The organism is Paenibacillus terreus (assembly GCF_042138595.1).
Taxonomy (GTDB): Bacteria; Bacillota; Bacilli; order Paenibacillales; family Paenibacillaceae; genus Paenibacillus; species Paenibacillus terreus.
The window spans coordinates 266807-288852 of sequence record NZ_JBHIRX010000006.1 but is presented as its reverse complement, the minus strand read 5'-3'; the positions used below and the strand labels follow the sequence as shown (position 1 = coordinate 288852).

The 22046-nt window shown below is 53.2% G+C and carries 12 protein-coding genes and 1 pseudogene; 11 read left to right on the top strand and 2 right to left on the bottom strand.

The genetic code is table 11. The annotated features are described in order from the left end of the window. Positions 1-59 precede the first annotated feature (59 nt). The 9 genes and pseudogenes from ACE5KN_RS13935 to ACE5KN_RS13895 form a co-directional block, all read left to right on the top strand. Positions 60-5546, top strand: coding sequence for a S8 family serine peptidase (locus ACE5KN_RS13935; RefSeq protein ID WP_375528550.1), 5487 nt, complete (start codon positions 60-62; stop codon positions 5544-5546). A gap of 139 nt (positions 5547-5685) precedes the next feature. Continuing rightward, complete coding sequence (locus tag ACE5KN_RS13930; RefSeq protein WP_375528551.1) at positions 5686-5820, top strand: hypothetical protein; 135 nt, start codon at positions 5686-5688, stop codon at positions 5818-5820. Between the two features lie 36 nt (positions 5821-5856). Then, entirely contained in the window at positions 5857-7893 is a 2037-nt protein-coding gene (locus ACE5KN_RS13925; protein ID WP_375528552.1) for a family 10 glycosylhydrolase, read from the top strand. Continuing rightward, positions 7890-8843 (top strand): ABC transporter permease, encoded by a 954-nt coding sequence (locus tag ACE5KN_RS13920; RefSeq protein WP_375528553.1) that lies wholly within the window; start codon positions 7890-7892, stop codon positions 8841-8843. Before ACE5KN_RS13925 ends, ACE5KN_RS13920 begins: the two co-directional genes overlap by 4 nt. 56 nt (positions 8844-8899) lie before the next feature. Continuing rightward, positions 8900-9781 (top strand): carbohydrate ABC transporter permease, encoded by an 882-nt coding sequence (locus ACE5KN_RS13915; protein WP_375528554.1) that lies wholly within the window; start codon positions 8900-8902, stop codon positions 9779-9781. 63 nt (positions 9782-9844) lie between these two features. After that, a complete protein-coding gene (locus ACE5KN_RS13910; RefSeq protein ID WP_375528555.1) occupies positions 9845-11356 on the top strand; it encodes an extracellular solute-binding protein in 1512 nt (503 codons plus the stop codon). Positions 11357-11379: 23 nt separating this feature from the next. Next, positions 11380-13452, top strand: coding sequence for a hypothetical protein (locus tag ACE5KN_RS13905; RefSeq protein WP_375533092.1), 2073 nt, complete (start codon positions 11380-11382; stop codon positions 13450-13452). 277 nt (positions 13453-13729) lie between these two features. Further along, positions 13730-16081, top strand: a complete 2352-nt coding sequence (locus tag ACE5KN_RS13900) for a helix-turn-helix domain-containing protein (protein ID WP_375528557.1) — start codon at positions 13730-13732, stop codon at positions 16079-16081. 44 nt (positions 16082-16125) lie between these two features. Beyond that, positions 16126-17016: pseudogene (locus tag ACE5KN_RS13895) on the top strand (NAD(P)-dependent oxidoreductase); the annotation flags it as partial. Here the strand turns inward: ACE5KN_RS13895 and mgrA are convergent. After that, positions 17006-17995: an L-glyceraldehyde 3-phosphate reductase gene (gene mgrA / locus ACE5KN_RS13890; RefSeq protein ID WP_375528558.1), complete on the bottom strand. Its 990-nt coding sequence runs from the start codon at positions 17993-17995 to the stop codon at positions 17006-17008. The pseudogene ACE5KN_RS13895 and the gene mgrA sit on opposite strands and share 11 nt — an antisense overlap. A 626-nt stretch (positions 17996-18621) precedes the next feature. Here mgrA and ACE5KN_RS13885 point away from each other — a divergent pair. Further along, a complete protein-coding gene (locus ACE5KN_RS13885; RefSeq protein ID WP_375533091.1) occupies positions 18622-19524 on the top strand; it encodes a transposase in 903 nt (300 codons plus the stop codon). Between the two features lie 657 nt (positions 19525-20181). On the opposite strand, the gene ACE5KN_RS13880 is transcribed toward ACE5KN_RS13885, so the two are convergent. Continuing rightward, positions 20182-21051, bottom strand: coding sequence for an AraC family transcriptional regulator (locus ACE5KN_RS13880; protein ID WP_375533090.1), 870 nt, complete (start codon positions 21049-21051; stop codon positions 20182-20184). Positions 21052-21222: 171 nt separating this feature from the next. Between ACE5KN_RS13880 and ACE5KN_RS13875 the strand changes: the two genes are divergently transcribed. After that, positions 21223-21957 carry an MORN repeat-containing protein gene (locus tag ACE5KN_RS13875; RefSeq protein WP_375524785.1) on the top strand — a complete coding sequence of 245 codons (735 nt, stop codon included), beginning with the start codon at positions 21223-21225 and terminating at the stop codon, positions 21955-21957. Positions 21958-22046 lie beyond the last annotated feature (89 nt).

The following is a 22046-nucleotide window of genomic DNA, read 5'->3' as shown; positions in this document are numbered from 1 at the left end:
GCGACCTGCACGCCGGTACATGTTATTTGTCATAATCCGAGTAAAAGGAGTGGAGAAGTTTGTTTAAATTCCGAAAAAGAAACAAACCCTTTACCGTTGGAATGGCCATCCTCATGACATTTACGCTTATACAGCCGGCTTATGCCGAGACGCCCGCAAGTCCTTATTTGAGCATGAAAACCGGTTCCTCGGCTGCTGCAGCCGAGCCGAAGGTTGCTCCCAAGCTGACACAGCAGTTTAAAGATGACAAATTTGTGACCTATCTGGTCAAAATGAAGGAACAAACCGACACCGCGGCCGTATCCCAGAAGGCCTTGCAGAGATCGACGCTGGCGCGTGAAACCCCGTCTGCAGCGAAGCTTTCCGTGAGAAGCTCTGTAGTCAGCTCTCTCCGTGAGACGGCTTCCCGCACGCAGTACGGATTGGAGGAATTTTTGCAGGAGGAGCAGACCAAGGGAAGTGTTCAGGAATATAAAAGCTTCTTTATCGTGAACTCCATGGCGGTTACGAGCACCAAGGAAGTGATGGAGCAAATCGCCCTGCAGCCGGAAGTGGACAAAATTTTGCCGAATGAAACACGGTATTTGCATGCACCTAGTCCTGGAGCAGTCGAAATCAAAGACGAAACGACGGCGGCAGAGGCTGATACCAAGGGAACAGCGGGCTCTGCAGAAGCGGCACCAGCTGTACTGGATGAGGACCGTATTTCAGCGGCTGATTCGACTGGAGCAGTGACCACTGAAGTGGACCCCGAGACAGTGGAATGGAATATTGCTCAGATCAATGCGCCTGAGGTATGGGAAAAAGGCATTGACGGTACGGGGATCGTCGTTGCCAATATGGATACCGGGGTAGAGCTCTCCCACCCGGCACTGAGCAGCAAGTGGCGCGGGTATGATGCGTCAGGCAATATTGCAGATCCCGAGCTCAGCTGGTTCGATCCGCACAGCGGCGCTGATCTGCCGGCAGATACGAACGGCCATGGGACGCATACGATGGGTACGATGGTCGGGGCCGAGGAAAACGGGCAGAATCATATCGGTGTCGCGCCTGGAGCCAAGTGGATTGCCGTGCGGATCTTTAATCCGTCCACCAGTGATGCGATCATTCTGGAAGGTGGACAATGGCTGCTTGCCCCTGTTGACTCCGAGGGCAACCTGCACCCGGAGATGGCTCCTGATGTCATCAACAATTCGTGGGGCGGAGGACCCGGAATAGACGAATGGTTCCGGCCGATTGTGCAGGCATGGCGGGATGCGCAAATCTTTCCCGAATTTTCGGCAGGCAACGTGGATTTGGACCGGGGGATTGAAGGAGGACCCGGCTCTGTAGCGAATCCGGCCAACTATCCTGAATCGTTCGCAACCGGAGCGACGGATATCGATGAAAATCTGGCGGATTTCTCTCTGCAGGGGCCTTCTCCGTATGGTGAAATCAAGCCGGAGGTGTCCGCACCCGGTGTCAATATTCGCTCTTCCGTACCTGGCGGCAGATACGCGCTGAATAGCGGAACATCCATGGCGGGGCCGCATACGACTGCACTTGCCGCGCTTTTGCTGCAGGCCAATCATTCACTGACCGTGGATGATCTTGAGGGAATTATTATGAATTCTGCGCTGCCGCGTACAGACAGCCAATTCCCTTCTGCACCTAACAACGGGTACGGGTACGGAATTATTAATGCCTTGAATGCGGTGAGCTCGGTTGCGGATGAGCTGGGATCGGTGTCCGGCAGAGTGGTTACAGGCGGGGACGACCTGGAGGAGCCGGTGCTGCAGCATACACCTGTAGCTGCAGCATATAAAGGAGTGGATATCCCCATTACCGCTCAGGTAACGGATAATATCGGAGTTACTGCAGTTGAGCTTTATGCGAAAACCAGCGGGACGGAGCATTATGTATATGTGCCTATGGAACGGGCGGCGGGCGACAGCAAGGATGGTACATACGTGGGCACCATTCCCCAGTTTCTTGTCGAGACTGAAGGCGTCGATTATTATATCCGGGTTAATGATTACGGGAATAACGGCTTCAGCTCTCCTGTCTATCAAGTGCCTGTGTCTTCAGGTGTTATACCCGGGTATGTTCAGGATTTTGAGGCGGACGTCCAGGGCTTTAACAGCGGCGGACAAAACAGCACCTGGGCATGGGGTGAGCCGGAGAGCGGCCCTGAATCCGCTTATTCGGGTGATAAGGTGTTTGCCACGAATCTCAACGGGACCTACAAGGCCAATGCGAACGCTTATCTTGCGGCTCCTCCGATTGACCTCACCGGAAGCTCTGAAGGTGCGCTTCTAAGCTTCAAGCAATGGTATGATCTTGAGCAAAATAAGGACGAGGTCACGCTATACATTGCATCGGATGACAGCGATTATGCATTCGAGCCTGTGACGGCCTTTACCGGCAGCAGCGGGGGATGGGTTACACAATATGTGGATTTGCAGCCTTATGCGGGCCAGCATGTCTATATCATGTTCAACCTGACCAGCGATACATCTGTTCAGCGGGCAGGCTGGTATCTTGATGACTTCTCCGTACAGCTGCCGGATGATACGCCGCCGTCTCCGCCGGAAGGGCTGACAGCAGAGTCTGATCCGATAGGCAATGTGAAGCTTGACTGGACGGCTCCGGCGGATGAGGATGTAAAGCAGTACAGCGTGCTGCGCTCCACCTACGACAATAATGACTATGAGCAGATCGGAACTACTTCCGGGCTGACATTTACCGATGCGTTATCCGTCGGAGCAGCAACATACTATTATGCGGTTGCTGCCGAGGATTACAGCGGCAATTTGAGCGATTTGTCCAATGAGGCGGTTGTGTCCGTCCGGGTTCCTCCTACCTTTTACAGTGATTCCTTTGACGGACCGTCGGATAGCGGCTGGACACATTCGGGGACGAGGGACGAATGGGAACGAGGAATTCCTGCATTTGGCCCTGCGAGTGCGGCTTCGGAGCCGAATGTGTGGGGAACCGATCTGGACAGCAATTATGAAAACAGCGCCGATTTCTCACTGTATTCTCCGATTGTCGATCTAACCGGTGTTGATAACGCAGTCTTATTCTTTAACCATTGGTTTGAACTGGAGACCGGTTATGACCACGGATATGTTGAGATTTCAAATGATGATGGACAATCCTGGTCTGTTCTGGGACAGTTCTCGGACAGTAACAGAGGCAAGCAGTGGAGTCCGGTGTATTACAATCTGGACGAATACACCGGAAGTGAAGTGAAATTCCGCTTCCGCGTTGAGACTGACAGCTCTGTTGTAAGAGCAGGCTGGTATATTGACGACTTCCGGGTGGTTGGTACACCGGCGGACATTGAGGATACGGAAAGCATTACCTTCGAGCGTTCATCCGATAAGGAAAAAGTGGATGATATTGCTCCATTCTTCAAAATTTCGGTGACCAGCAGCACGGATTTCAAACAGTCTCAGACCAAAGCACCGGCGGAAGAGAATGGAGGTATCAGCCTGCAAAGCCTGCCGGCCAGCGCAACCGTTACCGTACTTGAGACGCAGCGCTCCGTAAAGACCGATTCGGCCACCGGACGGTACAGCTTGCTGCACGCCTCCGGCGATTATACGCTGAAGGCTGAAGCATACGGATACTATCCGCAGACGAAACAGGTGACGATCTTGAACGAGGCTCCGACACGAGTGAATTTCAGTCTGGAAGAAATTCCGGAAGGTTTTATCCGTGGTGTGATTACAAACGAAGTCACCGGCGAACCGATTGCCGGCGCAACGGTAACCGTGCTTGAGGACGCCAATGTGGCGCCGGCGCGCACGGAAGCAGACGGCTCATTTGCGCTGGATGTGCTGGAAGGAAGCTATACGCTGGCGATCAGCGCGCATGATTATTTCAGTACTTCATTTACTGTTGATGTGCCAGGTGGTGAAACTGTAGATGCGTCGGCAGCGCTGAAACCGTTCATCGGTTATGCGGGTGAAATTGCCTATGATGACGGAACACCAGAGAATGCCCACTCGTTTAATGCGGCGAATAACGCCTGGGCCGTCCGGATGACGCCTGAAACGGATACCGTTCAGGTTACGGGAGCATCCTTCCGTTTCTGGGATACGTCGTGGCCTATACCGGGCGGGACAGCATTCCAGTATGCGGTGTATGACGCATCCGGTGAGGAAGGAAGTCCGGGCCGTCTGCTCGCCGGACCGTATGACGGCACGGCGCTTCGCAACGGAGAGTGGACAACAGTAGACATCCCCGATCCGGTTATCGTGGAGGGCGACTTCTACATTGTGTACATTCAGACCCTCGCCGGTCTGTCGGCACCGGGACTTGCAACAGACGAGAATGGTCCCAATGCCCTGCGCAGCTGGTATCGTGTCAGCGGTTCCTGGTCTCCGGCTCCCGAGGACGACGGCAACTATATGATCAGGGCTATTGTCCAAAATGCGGTCCCGGTTCCGGTGATCTCCACTCCGGTCACCGATACGTATACCAATGAAGCGCAGCTAACAGTAACGGGAACTTCTCCGGCAGATGGCGTGGAGATCCAGTTGTTTAACGATGATGAACCGGCAGGAACGGCCGTCGTGGAGAACAAGCAGTTCAGCCTGCCAGTAGAACTGCATCCCGGTGCGAATGCGCTGACCGTTCAGGCTGCCGTCTATGGCGGCGGAACGACGGATCGTTCGGAGCCGGTCGTCATTACATTGGATCAGGAGGCTCCCGTCGTCACGATCAGCTCACCTGAAGACGGGGAACAAACCAATGCCGGGGATTTTACGGTAGCAGGCACTGTAATTGATGAGCATCCAGGTGTGGTTACGGTGAACGGCTCGGAAGTGAGCATTGACAGCGACGGCAGCTTCAGCCACCGCATTCTGCTCGATAGCGGCGAGAACACGTTGACCGTAGAGGCAGCCGATCTGGCCGGCAATATAACTACCGTTACACGAACCATCGTGGTGAATCGCTCTCTGCCGGAGATCGGGAATTTGCTGCCGGCAGAGGATGTGCATATCACTTCCGGAGAAACGGTTACAGTCTCCTTCGACAGCGCACCGGGATTGGATGCATCCTTCCATATTGAGCTCCCGCTCTCGATCAGCTCGACAGGACGGACGGGAATCCCGCTGACCGAAACCACTGCCGGACATTATGAAGGATCTTATACCACGCCTGACTCTCTGGTGCTGGATGGCGGAGTGATTGTCATCACCGTTCGGGACCGCGCTGGCAACGAAACGGAAATTGAGGCGCCGGGCAAGCTGTATGTAGCGGGAGCCGGGGAGGAAGAACCGGAAGAACCGTCTGTAAATAAGAAGCCGGTGGCTTCCTTTGTCCTCCCGGCTTCAGCCGCAAGAAAGGAGAGAGTACAGTTCGATGCAAGCGCATCTTATGACGAGGACGGGAAAATCGTACGCTACCGCTGGAATTTTGGGGATGGCGATACGGCGTCCGGTGTCACGGCCAAGCATAAATTCGACCGGAGAGGAACGTTTCAGGTTGAGCTGACCGTAACGGATGATCAAGGCGCGACCAGTTCGACGGTTCAGCAGATCACGATTCAATAATCGGTGCGTTTATAAAGTAAAAAGGAAAAATCAGGAGGCCCTTGCGGATTGCCGTAAGGGCCTCTTCATGTCTGTTCACCCGGCACCTTTCGCTGAAGCAGCATAAAACGGACATTTTTTGTCCTTCACCCCTCCCGCTATGTCCCGGAAAGCTGCGGCTCCGCTGCAGCAGCATAAGGATTCCGCTCTTCCTCGCAATCTGCATAACGGACAATTTTTGCCTGCAGGTCTGAAGCAAAAAATGTCCCTGTTCTGCCTGAAATGTCAGGTATAGAGTGAGGGTATCGCAGCCAGAGGGAGGATGAAACGCATGAGCTGGTGGACAGCGAACAAGCTGCGCCTGATTCAGAACAATCTCCGCGAAACGGACGCGGATCTGGATGTCGGGCTTTTGATGAAGGAGCTTCAGCAATTCCGTGCGAACACATTGATGATCAATGCGGGAGGGATTTTCGCTTTTTATCCGTCCGACCTGGAGCACCAGGTTGTAACACCTTATTTGAAAAAGGATTTGCTGGGAGAAGTCATCACCCAGGCCCACGCCCGTAACATGCGGGTGATCGCCAGATTTGATTTCAGCAAGGCGCATGAATCGCTCTTTGCTGCGCACCCGGAATGGTTTTACAGGGATCGGGATGGGCGCGAGGTCAATTATTTCGGCATCGTCCATACCTGCCTGAACGGGGAATATCAGCAGGAGAAATCGTTGGAAAGCATCGGCGAGGTGCTGGACCGTTACGAGGTGGACGGCATTTTCTTCAACATGTTTGGTTACCAGCACTGGGATTACAGCGGCAATCATTACGGTCCCTGTTACTGCGGCAACTGCATCCGCCGCTTCAGGGAGCTGTGCGGTGAGGAGCTTGGAGAATACACGGGACGGGGACATGCTCTGCATAAAGTGTACCGCAAGTTTCAGGAGCAGACCTCCCGTGCCATCCTTGCCCAAATCCATCATTTTGTGAAAGCCAAACGGCCGGATGTCGCCATCAGCACCTACCATCCATACATGGTCGATATTGTACGCAAGGAATCCAACACGTCGCTGACCCGCCCTTACCCGCTGTGGCTCTACTCCGCTTCTGAGAATGTAGCATCAGTCGAGCAGAGCTGGGACGACAAGCTGATCAGCAACTGCAGCATCAATGCGATCGATCTGACCTACCGTTTTACAGGGGTGTCCCCGCAGGAGAATGAAATCCGGCTGTACCAAAGTATAGCGAACGGCTCCGGGCTGGATTTTTGCATTATCGGCGCTTTTGCAGGCTACCCGGACCGGAAAAGCTTCCCTGCCGTGCAGGAGGTGTTCCGCTTCCATGCCGAGTATGAGCATGTCTTCGGCAACCTGATCTCGCTGGCGGACGTCGTGTTAATCAAGCCCGCAGCGCCGGAAGCTGCCACGGAGTATATGGGCTTGTTCAAAATGCTGAAGGAGTCGCATGTGCTGTTCGATACCATCGTGGAGGAGCAGATTCCGGCGAAGCAGATAGCGCTTGCCCGAGTCAAAGCTATAATTCTGCCAGGCCTGCAGCAGACAAATGCCGATATGCGGGAAATTCTGCGTGATCTGCAGCGGCAGGGCGTATCTATACTGGCGACGGGCTGCAGCTTTTTTGAAGACGAGGAGACCTTGTCCGCCTTGTTTGCGGCTTTATACACAGGCAGCACAGACAGCCGATTGGCCGGTTATCTGGACGTGTCGGATGAGCAGCGCTTTCCCAGCTTGAAGGATCGCCATTGGATTACGGCAAGCGGCGGCCTTGCACGTATGGTTTTCGATCCGGATGAAGCCGACAGCCTTATGCCTTATATAGAGCCATCTACGTTCGGACCCCCTGAGCGGGCGTACGGCCACAGCACTGGCCGGTTTTCCGGACTGGGGATCGTCCGCCGCCCTGGGGAAGGGGCGGGAATATATTATGCATGGCATCCCGGAGCCCAGTATGCAAAGCATGGCTTTGAGGATCACAAACATGCGGTAACGGATATTTTGGCAGGCTTGACCGGACCGTTAACAGTGGAAACAGATATTCCGGAAAGCGTGGAGCTCTTCTTCAACCGTCTTCCTGACGGGAATTGTCTGCTACAGTTGATCAATTTATCCGGCTTTAACGGCACCACTTATTTGAAAGCGATACCAATTTACCGAATGAATTTCCGTTTTAACGGAATCAAGCTGCCGGAACGCGCCTATTCACTCCGCAAAGGAGAAGAGCTAACCTTTCAGGCGAAAGATGAGGGTGAAGCGTGTTTCAGTTTAACCTTGCCATATCTGGACCGTTATGAAGCGGTCGTGCTTGAATTTTCCGCAACTGAAGCCACTGTGAAAGAAGGGAATAAGACATGATGAAGTCGCGGGCTTTCATTCGTGAAGATGCCAAGGATGTACAGACCGGCAGCCTGCTTGCCCGCATCGTGAAGCACCGTACCATTTACCTGCTCGTGCTGCCGGGCCTGCTCTTTTTTCTGATTTTCAAGATCGCTCCGATGTGGGGGCTGCTGTTGGCGTTTAAAGACTACAACCCGTTTCTCGGTTTTACGGGCAGTGAATGGGTGGGAGTGAAGCATTTCGCTGATCTCTTCGCCAGCTCGAGCTTTTATATCATGCTGCGCAACACGCTGGCTATAAATATCATTGCGCTTGTCTTTCAATTTCCGCTGCCGATTTTGCTTGCACTGATGTTGAATGAAATCCGGCATGAATCGTTCAAGCGGTTCAATCAGTCCATCGTTTATTTGCCCCACTTCCTCTCTTGGGTTGTGGTGGCGAGCATGTCGTTCTTTCTGCTCTCCACGGACGTGGGCATTGTGAATAAGCTTATTGCCGCAAACGGCGGCGAAACGATCTCATTTTTATCTGAACCCAATTATTTTTGGGGCCTGCTGACGGCACAGGTGATGTGGAAGGAGGCAGGCTGGGGCACCATCATTTTTCTGGCGGCCATGGCCGGGGTGGACCCTCAGCGTTATGAAGCTGCAGTAGTGGACGGGGCGGGACGCTTCCGGCAAATCTGGCATATCACCCTGCCGGCCATTCGTCCTACCATTATCATTCTGTTGATCCTGCGTCTGGGAAGCATGTTTGACACCGGATTTGAGCAGATTCTGCTCATGATGAACCCGCTGGTGCGCAATGTGGGTGAGGTGTTCGACACGTATTCGTACACGTACGGCATTTTGCAGGGGAAAATCAGCATTGGTGTAACGGTGGGACTGTTCAAGGGGCTTGTCGGACTGGTGCTGATCGTGCTGGCTAACCGGATCGTAAAAAGGCTCGGGCATGAGGGAATATATTAACGGCAAAAATATGCCGTACATTTGGCATCTGTGTCATGATAGAGGAGGAAGGAGCCATGAGCTTTGTCGTACGCAGGAAGGGGCTGACGCTGTTTGATTGGGTCAATTACAGCCTGGTCATGCTGATTTCGCTGGCCTGTATCTTTCCGTTTTTGTACGTGTTCAGCGTGTCATTTACTGATCCGCAGGTGTATGTGCCCCTGAAGTTTTACCTGTTTCCCGAAAAATGGTCGCTGGAATCGTACCGGTACATTTTATCGACGAACAGCTTTCTGAATTCGCTGAAAAGCACGGTGTTCATCACCGTGGTCGGCACCATTCTCAATCTGATTGTGTCGTTCACGATGGCCTATGGCCTGACGAAAAAATCGCTGCCAGGCCATAAATGGATGATGGGGCTCGTGATTTTTACACTGGTGTTCAGCGCGGGTATCGTCCCGAACTATCTGCTCGTCAAAGAGCTGGGCCTGCTGAATTCCTACTGGTCCATGATCTGGCCCAACCTGACCAACGCCTGGAGCCTGATCGTGATCAAAAGCTTTCTGGAATCGCTTCCTGCGGAGCTTGAGGACTCGGGCAAAATCGACGGCTGCACGGATTTTCAGGTGTTTATGCGCATTGTCATTCCGCTGTCGATGCCGGCGATTGCAACCTTTACGCTGTTTTTTGCGGTAGGGCACTGGAACGCCTATTTTAACGCACTCATCTATTTATCGGATTCCAGCAAGTGGACCTTGCAGCTGCTGATCAAGACACTTGTCATCGACTCCAATTCGGTGGCCGTCGCTCAGGCCGGCGCAAGCGATGAGAACGTCGTTCCGCAGGAAACGATCCGGATGGCGTCCATTGTACTGGCCATGCTGCCTATTTTGCTGGTGTATCCGTTTCTGCAAAAGCATTTTGCCAAAGGGGTCATGCTCGGTTCCATTAAAGGGTAAGCCTCATGTTAAACAGAATCATGTAAGCGTATTCTTGCAATGCATACAAGGAGGATAACAGATATGAAGGTGAAGAAAAGTTGGGTATCGTGGATATGCCTGGCGCTGGTGATGCTGCTTGTGGCTGGATGTGGAGGCGGTGCCGAGCCTGATGGAACAAAAGCGGACGCCGGTGATGACGGCGTGTTAAGCATCAAAATGTTTGCCGGCCTATATAACGAAATCCCGGATATGGACAATGACTATTGGAAGGAATGGGAGAAACGCACGAACAGCAAGCTTGACATCGAATGGGTTCCGTCGGGCGATCTCGATTCCAAGCTGGATTTGCTGCTGGCCTCCGGCGATTTGCCCGAGGTGGTCGCATATCAAAATGCGATCAGGCCTACGCTTATTACAGCCATTAAAAACGGGGCCTTCTGGGATTTGACACCCTTTCTGGGGGATATGAGCGAATACCCGAACCTCAAAAAAAACCTGGCGCCTGACGCTCTCAAGTATTTGTCTGTAGATGGCAAAATCTACGCCGTGCCGCGGTCCCGTTCCCGGGTGGACGGGGGTATCAAGATCCGCGAGGACTGGTTGAAGAAGCTGAACATTCCCGTGCCCAAGACGTTTGATGAATATAAAGCGGCCCTGAAAAAAATCGTGGACAGCGACATGGACGGCAACGGGCAAAAGGATACGGTCGGCCTGCTCTATGTCAATTCGGCGCCTGCCGGATTTCAGGCCGGGTTCGGGGTCTACAACCCGACTTACGACAAGGACGGGGGCTTAATGAGTCCGGCACTTACGCCGCAGTATGCGGATATGGTCGAATGGTTCAGAGGATTGTATGCTGATGGCCTGATGTCCAAGGAATATGCAGTCATGAAGGAAAGCCAGGCGGAGGAGCTGTTCAAGACGAACCGCGCCGCATCCTACGGCCGTCCGATCTGGTGGGATCATGAATGGGAGCAGGCGATGAAGAAATCCGGCCAGCCGGACGCCGAAATTTTGAATCTGAACATGACGGGGCCAAACGGCGATCCGGCTGTTGCTCTGGAAACCGGTGTGGCCGGCGGATTCTACATTTCCAAAAAAGTGCCTGAGGAAAAGGTGAAGCAGCTGCTTAAATATTTTGACATGACAGCCTCCCAGGAGATGACGGATTTTGCCTACTACGGGATTGAAGGAACGCACCATACCGTCGTTGACGGGCAAAAGGTATTGACGGAGCAGGGCATTAAAGAGGTCAACACCACAAGCAAGGGAGCGGGTGTGCTGGCCTATGCGAAATGGGGCAAGGTGATCAGCGCTTCGGGAGACAAGGCCTACAACGATGCCAAAATCAAAGAGGTTGAAACCTTCGACGAGATCGGAAAAATCGATCCTTACCGGGTGATCACCTCCGACGGCTGGCGCGATACGTGGCCGAAGTATCAGGATGAGTACAATACAATGGTCACGCGTGCCATTGTCGGACAATCAACAATGGAGGAATTCCGCGCCTATGTGGATCAGTTGAACAATCAGCCTGATATCAAAAATGCGTACCAGGAAATGGCGAAGGCCTACGAGCAATTCAACCAATAAGAAATCGAAAAAAAGAGACGGGGGTGAGCGCTGAAATGCAGTCTGACGATTGCAATACTGAACTCGTGTGGTGGAAGCAGCCGCTGCGGATCATTCAGCCGAACATGCAGGTGAAGGATACGGGTCGTATTGACCCGGAGAGGCTGGCGCAACAGATGAAGGAGCTGGGGGCCAACGCGATGGTGTTCAATACCGGCGGCATTTATGCCTGGTACCGGTCGGACGTTCCTTTTCATACGGTCAGCAGCTATTTGCCGGAGGGCAGGGATCTGCTTCAGGAAATGATCCGGAGCTGCCATAAGCTTGGCATCCGTTTTATCGCCCGCTTTGATTTCAGCAAAGCGGAGGACTCGGTCTACCTGCAGCATCCTTATTGGTTTGTGCGCCGACAGGACGGCAGCCCCGACATCATCGGCGCACAGCGGCCAGGGGCCTGGCCCCTGCTGATGTCTACCTGCATCAATGGCGGGTACCGCAATGAAGGTGTGGCCGTTCCCGTGCTGAAGGAAGCGCTGCAGCGTTATGACATCGATGGTGTGTTTTTCAACGCTCCCGGTTATGTCTTTTGCCGATGTGCCCATTGCCGCCGCAAGTATAGAGACCTGTACGGCAAGGAACTGCCAGAGGTGTCCATGGAGCTTGAGCCTGATTTCCCTGCGCGCTGCTTTGATGACAATCTGGGGGCGATGTACCGGACGGTCAAGGAAATCCGCAGCGAGGTGCCGATGATTCTGTACTACAATCTGTATCGGGATCATCTGGAGAACAGGCTGCAGATCACCGATATGCTCTGCACGGAGCCGCAGGATATACTGTCCCTTGGGCATACGCATATTCCCGAAGCGTGGAAGCCGGCGCTCAGCATCAAGGTGGGGCGCTCCGTTCCCGGTCGGACCGACCCTTTCGGCATCGTACATTCCTGCCCGGGCATGGACTGGCGGCATACCGGTCTGCCTCCGGCAGAGTACGGCTTCTGGCTGGCGCAGATTCCGGCCAACGGCGGGCAAATCTGGCATTCGCTCACTGGCATTCCGGACACGATCACGGACAAACGCATCCTGCGCACGGTCAGGGAGCTGAATGTGAACGCTGCCAAGGTGGCTCCGCATATGGATGGCGCACAGCCGGAAGCGCAGGTCATTCTGCTGTGGAATGCAGACCGATCGGCAGAGGGCTGGGCGGATGCGCTGATCAACAAGCAGATTCCGTTTCATGTGCTGCTGCCTGAGCAGGCGGAAAAGCTGCAGCCGGAGCGGCAGCAGCTCCTTCTTCTGCCGGAAGGCAGCAGTTATTCCCCCGCTTTCATAGATTCACTGCGTGAGTATGTGCGGGGCGGAGGCTGTATTCTGGTCGAAGGCAAGCTGCCCGAGCCGGAGAATAGACAGGGGCTTCATGATCTGCATGATCTGCTGGGCATATCCGGTGATGGCGGAGAAAGCGAGTATCTATACGCTTCTTACCTGCGGTTCGAAGGGCAGAGCAATCCGCTGCAGAGCGGGCTGGAGGAAACCGAGCTGATCCCGCATCGGGGAGAGGTCACTTACTGTTTCCCGGATGGAGATTCGGCGCGTGTGCTGGCCACCCTTGTGCCACCGTTCTCTCCGCTGGAGAGCGTCGGTGCGCCGCCCGAACGGGCTTCACTGCCCGTGGTACGGACGGAGCTGCCCCTGGCAATTCTGAATGAATACGGTGCCGGAAAAACGTTATATTTTCCATTTTCGTTAAGCAAGCTGATTCACGAATTTAAGCTGGAGGAGCATTATAGGCTTTTCTCCAACGCCGTTCATTTTCTGCTTGACGGGAAGCCCATGGTGACGGTGACCTCCTTTCAGGGCTTGCAGGTGACGCTGTTCCGCAAAGATAACAGCCTTCTCATACATCTGATCAACGGTGCAGGCAGAAGGCCGCTTGCCACGGTGCTGCCCTTGCACAATATTGAAGTGGAGGTCCGGCTGCCTGCGGGAAGCGCGGCCGGACAGGTGGAGCGGCTGATTGGTGGCGGCGAGCTGGAGGGGGTACACGAAGAGGGCAGCATCCGGTTCATACTGCCCCGCCTGGACATTTGGGAGTGTGTGCGCGTTTCCTGCCTGATATAATGGCAGTGATGAAATAATTACGAGTTCAAAAAGTCAGGTTTTCAGCACCGAAGCTAATGCTTCCGAAGTGCGTTTTTTCAAAACGCTTGAGTTGAATGAAGATAGGGACTGAGGAGCGGAGCGTACTTGGGGTACGTGAGCCCCGGAAGGCCCGGCTGAATTCAAGATTAGAAGTCGAGTCCGCTTCCTGATTTACTTCGTGATCAAAAGATGACTTTTTGAACAACCTCTATAAGGACAGCTGCTGGTTCTGACACGATACGGAGGCGATATATCCATGAAGGATAACATCCAGCGTAAACTGCGTAAAACAAAATCCTTTATGCTCCGCTGCTTTTCAGTCAACGGTTATTTGCAGCGGCTGATCTGGATGGGATGCATCTCTGTCGTCATTCCTGTCGTCCTGGCTGGAAGCGCTTACTACCACTTTTCGATGATCAAGCTGACCGAACAGTTTCAGGAGAACAATATGGCATCGCTCCGTTTGTTGAAGGACCGTGTGGAAGGCATTTTAACGAATATCGAGCATGAATCGCTCCAACTGGCGAGCGGGCCGCTGATCCGAACAGCGCTGGAGAAAGAAGACTATGCAACCGATTATTTGCTTCAACAGGAGCTGCTGCAGCTGTTCCAGCTCAGCAAAAACACAAACAGTATAATTGAGGAAATGATTTTTTATGATGCCAGGACGGAGCTTGTGCTTTCCCATTATTACGGGCTTGCAAGGCTGAAGGACTTTTACGGCAAACGGGATATTGATGCGGCTCTCGCAGGAGATCAGGGAGGCCACTGGACATATCTGCCTGATTCGGGGCGGGCCGGGTATATCTCGTATGTGCGCAGACTGCCGGTGATGGGGCTCGGAAAACCGCGCGGAGCCGTCATTCTGCAGATTAAGGAATCCGCATTGCGCAATCAGCTGAACAGCTACTCGGTCGGTCTGGAGAAGCAGACGCTCACGATACTTGATGCGGATCATAAGGTTTTGCTGGACAGCAGCGGACCGGTTCGACCTGCGGGAGTCAGCAGGTCCGCTCTGAGCGACCCGGTTCTCAGGCAAATTGCAGCCAGCGGCGAACGGTCGGGCCAGTATATGCTGAAGGGCGCTGAAGGAAAGGAATTGGCGGCTTTTAATGAATCGTCCATGGGCCGAATGTATATTTCGCGTCTGCCGGAGCAGGAAATGATCGGCCAGCTCGCCTGGATCAAAGTATTGATCCTGTTGTCGGTCTCGGTTTTTGTGCTGGTTGGCATTTTGCTGACCTGGTTCTCATCACGCCTGGCGTATAATCCCATTCAGCAGCTGCTGCGGTATGGGGAGCATTTGCGCAGAAACGGCGCGGAGTCCCCCCCAGCCGGAAATGAGATTGAGTATATCCGTTCTTCGCTCAGCTATTTGAATGAGCAGGCCGAGTCGCTTAACAGTTACATCCGCCGCATGCAGCCGGACCTGCGTGACCGTTTTTTGCAAAGGCTGCTGCTGTCCGGCACATCCTGGAGCCGGTCCACACTGGAAGAGGGGTGTGCCAAATATGAAATCCCGTTATCCGGGCAGTTCCTCGTGCTTGTGGTGAAGGTTGAAAACATGGTGAGAAAAAAGCGCTTTCTGCCGAGTGAAGGGCCAGTCATTGTGTTTGCGGTTAAAAATGTCATGTCCGAGCTGCTTGATCAAAGCGGCAGCCTTGACGGTTATATCGTCGATATCGATGACCGTGATTCCGTGGCTCTGCTGCGATTCGACGCTGAGCTGTCTGCACGGGAAATCCGGCAGCATGTGAGTCGTTATGCGGAGGAGATACACAAATCACTGGAGCGATTCCTGTCCTTTCCGGCGGCAGTGGGCGTCGGACGGCCGGGAGGGCTTGCCGCAGCGGCGGAATCGTTCAGGGAGGCTCAGTTGGCCCTGCAGTACCGTCTGTTTCTGGACACGGAGGACGTATTATTTTATGAAGATATGATCTCTATCGAGCGAAATCCGGTTTTCATCTATCCGCGGGAGAAGGAAAGCGGAATTGTGGAGGCTTTGTGGCACGGCGAACCGGAGCGGGCGGAGGCAGAGCTGCATGAATTCTCCAGGATCGCCCGTTCTTCGGACTCGTATGACATCATGATGCAGTGTTATCATGTTCTGCTTTCAGCCATTATTCAATCCGTCGAGGACAAAGGGCCGGGATTCCGGGAGATGCTGAAGGTGAACCTGTTTGACCAATTGAAGGAAAACCAGACCTCCCGTGAGCTGCATGACTGGTTTATCGGTGCGCTGTTTCCGCTCGTGCAGGAGATCGGCAGTGAAATCCGCAGCAAATCGTCACGGCTGATCGTGCAGCGGGTGTGCAGCTATATAACGAGCCATCCGCATTGTACGCCTACCTTAACGGAATGCGCGGAAATTGTGGAGGTCAGCCCTTCTTACTTGAGCAGACTCTTTAAAAAGGAAACGGGAACCTCATTTATCGAGTATTTGATGAATTTCAAGGTTCAGCAGGCGAAGCAGCTTTTGAAGGATACGGACTATACGATCAACGAAATTGCCGAAAAGGTGGGATATTCGGAGCGGAATCTGAACCGCGCTTTTCAGCGGTTTGTGAATATGTCGCCGAACCAGTTCAGGAAATCACTCAGGTCATAATTGGAAGATAGGTCAGACGAACAACATATTTTGGCAGGGAGGAAAAAAGGATGCAGCTTTCACCGGAAAATACGGCGGTAGGATTTATAGGCATTGGTGTCATGGGCAAAAGCATGGCTTCCCATATCAGGGAAGCTGGCTACCCGCTTCATGTATACACGCGGACAGCCTCCAAGGCGGAGGAAATGGTTAAACAGGGGGCGGTATGGCATGATTCCCCTGGCAGTCTGGCTGCAGCATGCCGCGTCATAATTACGATGGTCGGTTATCCGCATGATGTGGAAGAAATCTATCTCGGAAAGGACGGATTGATCGAGCATTCGGCGCCCGGCGCCTATTTGATCGATATGACCACCTCCAGCCCGCAGTTGGCTATCCGCATTCATGAAGCAGCCGCTGCCAAGGGTTTGCATGCGCTGGATGCGCCTGTATCCGGTGGAGATATCGGCGCCCGCAACGGGACGCTGTCCATTATGGCGGGTGGAAGAGGCGAGGATTTTAATACAGTGCTGCCTATTCTGGAGCGGATGGGCAGCAATATTGTCCTGCAAGGGCCGGCAGGGGCGGGCCAGCACACGAAAATGTGCAATCAGATCGCCATTGCCTCCAATATGCTGGGGGTATGCGAGGCCTTGGCCTATGCCAAAACCTCCGGGCTTGACCCGGCTGCCGTGCTGGGCAGTATCGGGACCGGAGCCGCCGGGAGCTGGTCGCTCAGCAATCTCGGTCCGCGCATGATCGCCGGAGATTTTGAACCAGGCTTCTATGTGAAGCATTTTATCAAGGATATGGGCATCGCCCTGGAGTCTGCCAAAGAAATGAAGCTGGACACGCCCGGACTGGCCCTGGCACATTCCATTTACGAGCGGTTATCCGCGCTCGGTTATGAAGATAAAGGCACGCAGGTGTTATATAACTACTACATCACAGAATGATATCGTCAATACTTCTTAATTCCTGCTCCGTAAACTCAAGATTGTTCAGTGCGCCGACAGCATCTTCAATCTGTGAAACCTTGCTGGCGCCGATCAGGGCGGAAGTGACTCGGCCCCCGCGCAGCACCCAGGCCAGGGCCATCTGCGACAGCTTCTGCCCCCTTGCGGCAGCAAGGTCATTCAGCTTGCGGATTTTAGCAATGCGCTCTTCGCTGATATCCTCCTTGCGCAGGAAGACACTCGGTCCGGCCGCACGCGAATCCGGGGCGATCCCGTTCAAATAACGGTCTGTCAGCAGGCCTTTTTCAAGTGGAGAGAAGACGATGGAGCCGATTCCTTCTTCCTCCAGCACATCCTGCAGCCCGTCTTCAATCCAGCGTGACATCATGGAGTAGTTGGGCTGGTGGATCAGGCAGGGAGTTCCCAATTCGCGGAGAATGGCCGCAGCCTCTTTCGTTTCCCGTGGCTTATAGTTGGAAATGCCCACGTATAACGCTTTCCCTTGTCGAACAATAAGGTCCAAAGCGGCCATCGTCTCTTCCAGCGGCGTATCGGGGTCTGGACGGTGATGATAGAAGATATCTACATATTCCAGTCCCATCCGTTTCAGACTTTGATCCAGGCTGGAAACGAGGTATTTCTTCGAGCCCCAATCGCCATAAGGTCCCTGCCACATATGATATCCGGCCTTGGTGGAAATAATCATTTCATCCCGGTAAGGACTGAAATCACTCTTCAGAATCCGGCCGAAGCTTTCCTCCGCCGAGCCTGGAGGAGGGCCGTAGTTATTGGCAAGATCAAAGTGGGTAATGCCCAGATCGAAAGCCCTTCTAACCATCATACGGCCATTTTCGTAATTATCGATACCGCCGAAATTATGCCAGAGTCCAAGCGAGATGGCAGGCAACTTCAGACCGCTGCGGCCGCAGCGGTTATATTTCATGGTGTCATATCTGGAAGCAAGTGCGGAATATATCATCGTCAACGTTCCTCCCTATGAAAGATAGGATCATTATAGTCTACTACGCGCTGCGCTCCCATGGCAGCATGGCTGATAAAATTGTCATTTTGTCGTATTTTTGTCGATGACAGAATTTATAACTCAACTTTCACAGCATGAAATTGGCAAACAGGCCTTGATGTAACTGGGCATAACGGGGATCCACAGCCGGGGTTGACGCTGAATCAGCAGACATCTTTTTTCTAGCTTTCTTGGAAGAAGGGGATTCGCCCCGCTCAGAGTCTAGTATCCAGAGTGAGACGGGTGCTTATAGGGTATGGCGTTTGGCGTTTGGTATCTGGTATCTGGTGTCTGGTGTCTGGTGTTTGGTGTTTGGTGTTTGGTATCTGGTGTCTGGTGTTTGGTGTCTGGTGTCTGGTGTCTGATGTCCGTTGCCTGATGCCTCTTCATACAGCTTTGCATGATTATCCCGTTTGCTCAGAATGCGGGGGTTGAAGTGAGCCTAGGGGAAGAATAAAGAGAAAAGAGATACGAAAAAAAGAGGCCGCTCAAGTGGGATGTTCGGCTTGAAACAGGAACATGTGTTTGGTATAATAATAAAAGGAACATGTGTTCGTATTTTATTGATTCGGGGGCGAGCAGACATGGAAGTCCAAACGGAAACAGAACTTCAATCCTTTAGCAGTCGTTATCACAACGAGCAGGACTGCATGGAGGCATTGATCGCGATGAAGTGGCCGAACGGCTTCGTCTGCCCGCGTTGCGCTCACACCCGCTGCAGTCGTCTGACTTCCCGGCGCATTCCCTTGTTCGAGTGCGCCAGGTGTGCGCATCAAACGTCGGCTTTGGTCGGCACGATTTTTGAACGAACCCATCTCCCCCTGACCAAGTGGTTCCAGGCGCTGGAGTTGTTCCTGCTGCCCGACGGCATCTCGGCGATGCGGCTGAGCCAGGTGATCCAGGTCACCTACAAGACCGCCTGGACGATGCTGCACCGCATCCGCCATGCCATCGGGGAGTTCGATGCCCGGGAGCTGCTCTGCGGAGTCGTGAAGGTGAACAGCGACCTGTATGGGCGTAATCCGGCCCGGCCACAGTTTCCTCAACCGTATGCTTCGGCGGTCGTAGCGGGATGCACGGTTACGGAATCGGGCGAGCCGGAGCGGGTCAAAATCCGTCTGGTCCCGCAGATGAGGGGAGATGGGAACGGAGCGAATCGACTCGAACTCGCTGCGTTCATCAACGAACAGGTAGATGTCCGTGCATCGGCGGTACAGTCGTTCCCTCAAGCCTTTCGGCTGTACAGACCCTTGCGGAAAGTCGTGAGTGAGGCGTGGACATCGCTGAAGCGTACATATATTGCCTTGGGCACCAAACATCTGCAGGCGTACCTCAACGAGTACACCATACGCCGCCGACTGCGCCGGCCCGGAGCGGAAGAACCGATGTGGCAGAAGTTGCTGTCCATGGTCGTGGCGATTCCGGCGATCCTTTACCGCCGACTGATCGCGCGCCAACCATTTCAGCCTCTTGCAGCTGCGTCCTGATCACAGGGTTTGAACGAGGAAAAGCGAGTATGATGGGCGTGGCTTGAACGGTGTGGGTTAGGATGAATGAGGACATCGGAAAAATTCAGGTTCAAGCGGCAACGAGGACCAGGATATTTTATTTTTTCAGGGCTTTTCTCCGCTCCCCCTCCTTCTCTCTCGGTCGGTTTCACATCACCTAAACGCTCTGCTTTCTCCTAAGATCGCCTCGTAATCTCGAATCGATCTGCTTGCCCATAAGGCACGATCAAAAAAATAATAGACCCATTCGATGGTCTTGAATAGCGTAACAACAGGCATTTTCGTGCCTCACTTGATCCGTTATTTTCTTTAACGTGCCTAAAGTATATTTTCGGTTCCCGGTTTTCTGTTTTTCTTTACCTGATCCAATGGGATAATGGTGCAAAGCTTCCGGACAGCGAGTTCACATGCCTTGCCACGGTCGACGGTCGGCTTGAAGCACGGATGATTAGGTGGAGTCCATAAATTGAGTTCACTTAACTTTCGCAGTATGAAACTGGCAAACTTGTAAGGAGGGGTTCGAATTCTTCAGAACCCAGCAACTACAGAGGTTTAATTGAATTTGTGCTCTGCGAAAGTTGAGTTATAAGTTCATAGCGGAGCTGAGCAATTCAGTAATCGCAAGAAAAACTGCCGCTAAACGGAGTCTGGCTTCTTTGAATTACGTCGATAGACGTTTTCCTTATAGCTCTTGGGTGATATGCCCATCGTTTTTTTGAACATTTTGGAGAACAACGGGATGTCCTGATATCCCACCGAATGGGCTACTTCACCGACGGTGTAGCGCCCTTCTCTAAGCATTTCGCATGCACGATTCATCCGGTATTGAAGCAGGTACTGTCGGGGAGGCAGGCCGAGCTCCTTTTTAAACAGGGCAGACACATACTTCCGGTCCAGTCCCAGCATGGAGGCAAGCTGTTCTATCGAAATCTGTTCATTGTAGTGGGCATGGAGAAATTCCAGGCTGCGCTGAATGTAATCTGTTTGCGTTCGCGGCTGCACCCGTTCAGCCGGGAATGCCGGGAAGATCTCAATCAAGGTGGACAAAAAATCGAGCAAAGCCATCTGGGTGCGCAAATCCCCGGAAGAAGACTGCTGCTGCAGCTGAACGAGCGTGTCATACAGCTTGGGCATCAGCATGACATCCATCGGAAAAACAGGCTGCTCCTTGTTGAGTGCGGTTCTCGACAGAATTTCCTCTGCCTGCTTGCCCTGGAAGGCAATCCAGGAATAGGTCCATGGATTCCCCGCATCCGCCTCATAGTAGAACATCGTATCCGGGTAGGACAAAAATCCCTGGCCCGGGTAAACCTCAAACGTCCTGCCTTCTGTCTGTACAATACCCTGTCCGGAATGTACAAAATGAACCTTATAAAATTGGCGCATGCCGGGGCCGAAGAAATGCTTGGGAGCGCAGGACTCCCTGCCCCAAAAAATCAGGTGCAGACTGTCCGGCTCATGCATGGGCCGGGCACGGTTATAATAGTCAACTCGCAAATAGATCACGCTTTCATCGTGTGGTATTAAGGGACATTATATCATTCCTGCTCTCCATTCGTTCGAAAGGCTTATTTTTCGTACTAAGGTGGAACTTTTTGGACCCTAAAGGAGTCTAACCTCTTGCAAGGAAAGGAACATGCCAACATTTCGTTTTCCTAACATAAAGGGGATGCTAACATGAAGAAGAGCTTATTGATCGTATGGGGACTCACGCTTGGTTTGTCCTTGGTTGCAGCGGTGCTGCCTGCACAGCCGGCCAAGGCCGCGGAAGCTGCTGCACAAAAGCAAACACTTGAGCTGGGGAATGCCGTGTATTACGGGGAGGTCAAGGACGGCAGGCCGCATGGGAAAGGTACCATGAAATGGTCGAATGACAAGTCTTACTCCGGTGATTGGGTGGCAGGCCAGCGCTCGGGCAGCGGGAAATATGTAAGCCTGTATGAGAAAGACGGACAATGGTGCAAAATGGTCTACAGCGGGAGCTGGAAAAATGACCGTAAATCGGGCGAAGGACAGCTGACGGAGAAACGGGTGGATCAGCAGACGGATGAGGTTGTCTACCATCTGATCCAGACAGGCACCTTTGCCAAGGATCAGCTGAGTGCAGGATATACAGTCATCCACGCCGTGGCGGACCCGGATTTCAGCTATAACTACAAGGACAGCTCCATGTCCGTGCAAATGTACGGCTCCAATGATAATCTGGTCCAAGCCTGGGAGAAAGGCAGCTTTCTGACAATTGATTACACCAAGGGCAAAGTGGTGAAAAAATACTCGATCATTCCGGAGGACAGTGCAGCCGCACAAGAGAAAAACGAAGCCGCTCTCAGCTATCTGCAAAGCATTCTTCCACAAATGAAGCCGCATCTGCAGACATTCCAGCGCTTGTCCGAGCAGGTTCCGTTAAAATAGTTCTATTGGTGAGTAAAAAAGCAGCCGGAAATTGGTTTCCGCTGCTTTTTTTTGGCTGCAAGAAAATCATAATCAGGAAATTTGGGGGC

What these genes read in the sequence shown, in the direction of transcription:
- ACE5KN_RS13920 (WP_375528553.1), top strand. Translation starts at nt 7,890, where the DNA reads ATGATGAAGTCGCGGGCTTTCATTCGTGAAGATGCCAAGGATGTACAG.
- ACE5KN_RS13885 (WP_375533091.1), top strand. Translation starts at nt 18,622, where the DNA reads ATGGAAGTCCAAACGGAAACAGAACTTCAATCCTTTAGCAGTCGTTAT.
- mgrA (WP_375528558.1), bottom strand. Translation starts at nt 17,995, where the DNA reads ATGATATATTCCGCACTTGCTTCCAGATATGACACCATGAAATATAAC.
- ACE5KN_RS13925 (WP_375528552.1), top strand. Translation starts at nt 5,857, where the DNA reads ATGAGCTGGTGGACAGCGAACAAGCTGCGCCTGATTCAGAACAATCTC.
- ACE5KN_RS13915 (WP_375528554.1), top strand. Translation starts at nt 8,900, where the DNA reads ATGAGCTTTGTCGTACGCAGGAAGGGGCTGACGCTGTTTGATTGGGTC.
- ACE5KN_RS13930 (WP_375528551.1), top strand. Translation starts at nt 5,686, where the DNA reads ATGTCCCGGAAAGCTGCGGCTCCGCTGCAGCAGCATAAGGATTCCGCT.
- ACE5KN_RS13875 (WP_375524785.1), top strand. Translation starts at nt 21,223, where the DNA reads ATGAAGAAGAGCTTATTGATCGTATGGGGACTCACGCTTGGTTTGTCC.
- ACE5KN_RS13900 (WP_375528557.1), top strand. Translation starts at nt 13,730, where the DNA reads ATGAAGGATAACATCCAGCGTAAACTGCGTAAAACAAAATCCTTTATG.
- ACE5KN_RS13910 (WP_375528555.1), top strand. Translation starts at nt 9,845, where the DNA reads ATGAAGGTGAAGAAAAGTTGGGTATCGTGGATATGCCTGGCGCTGGTG.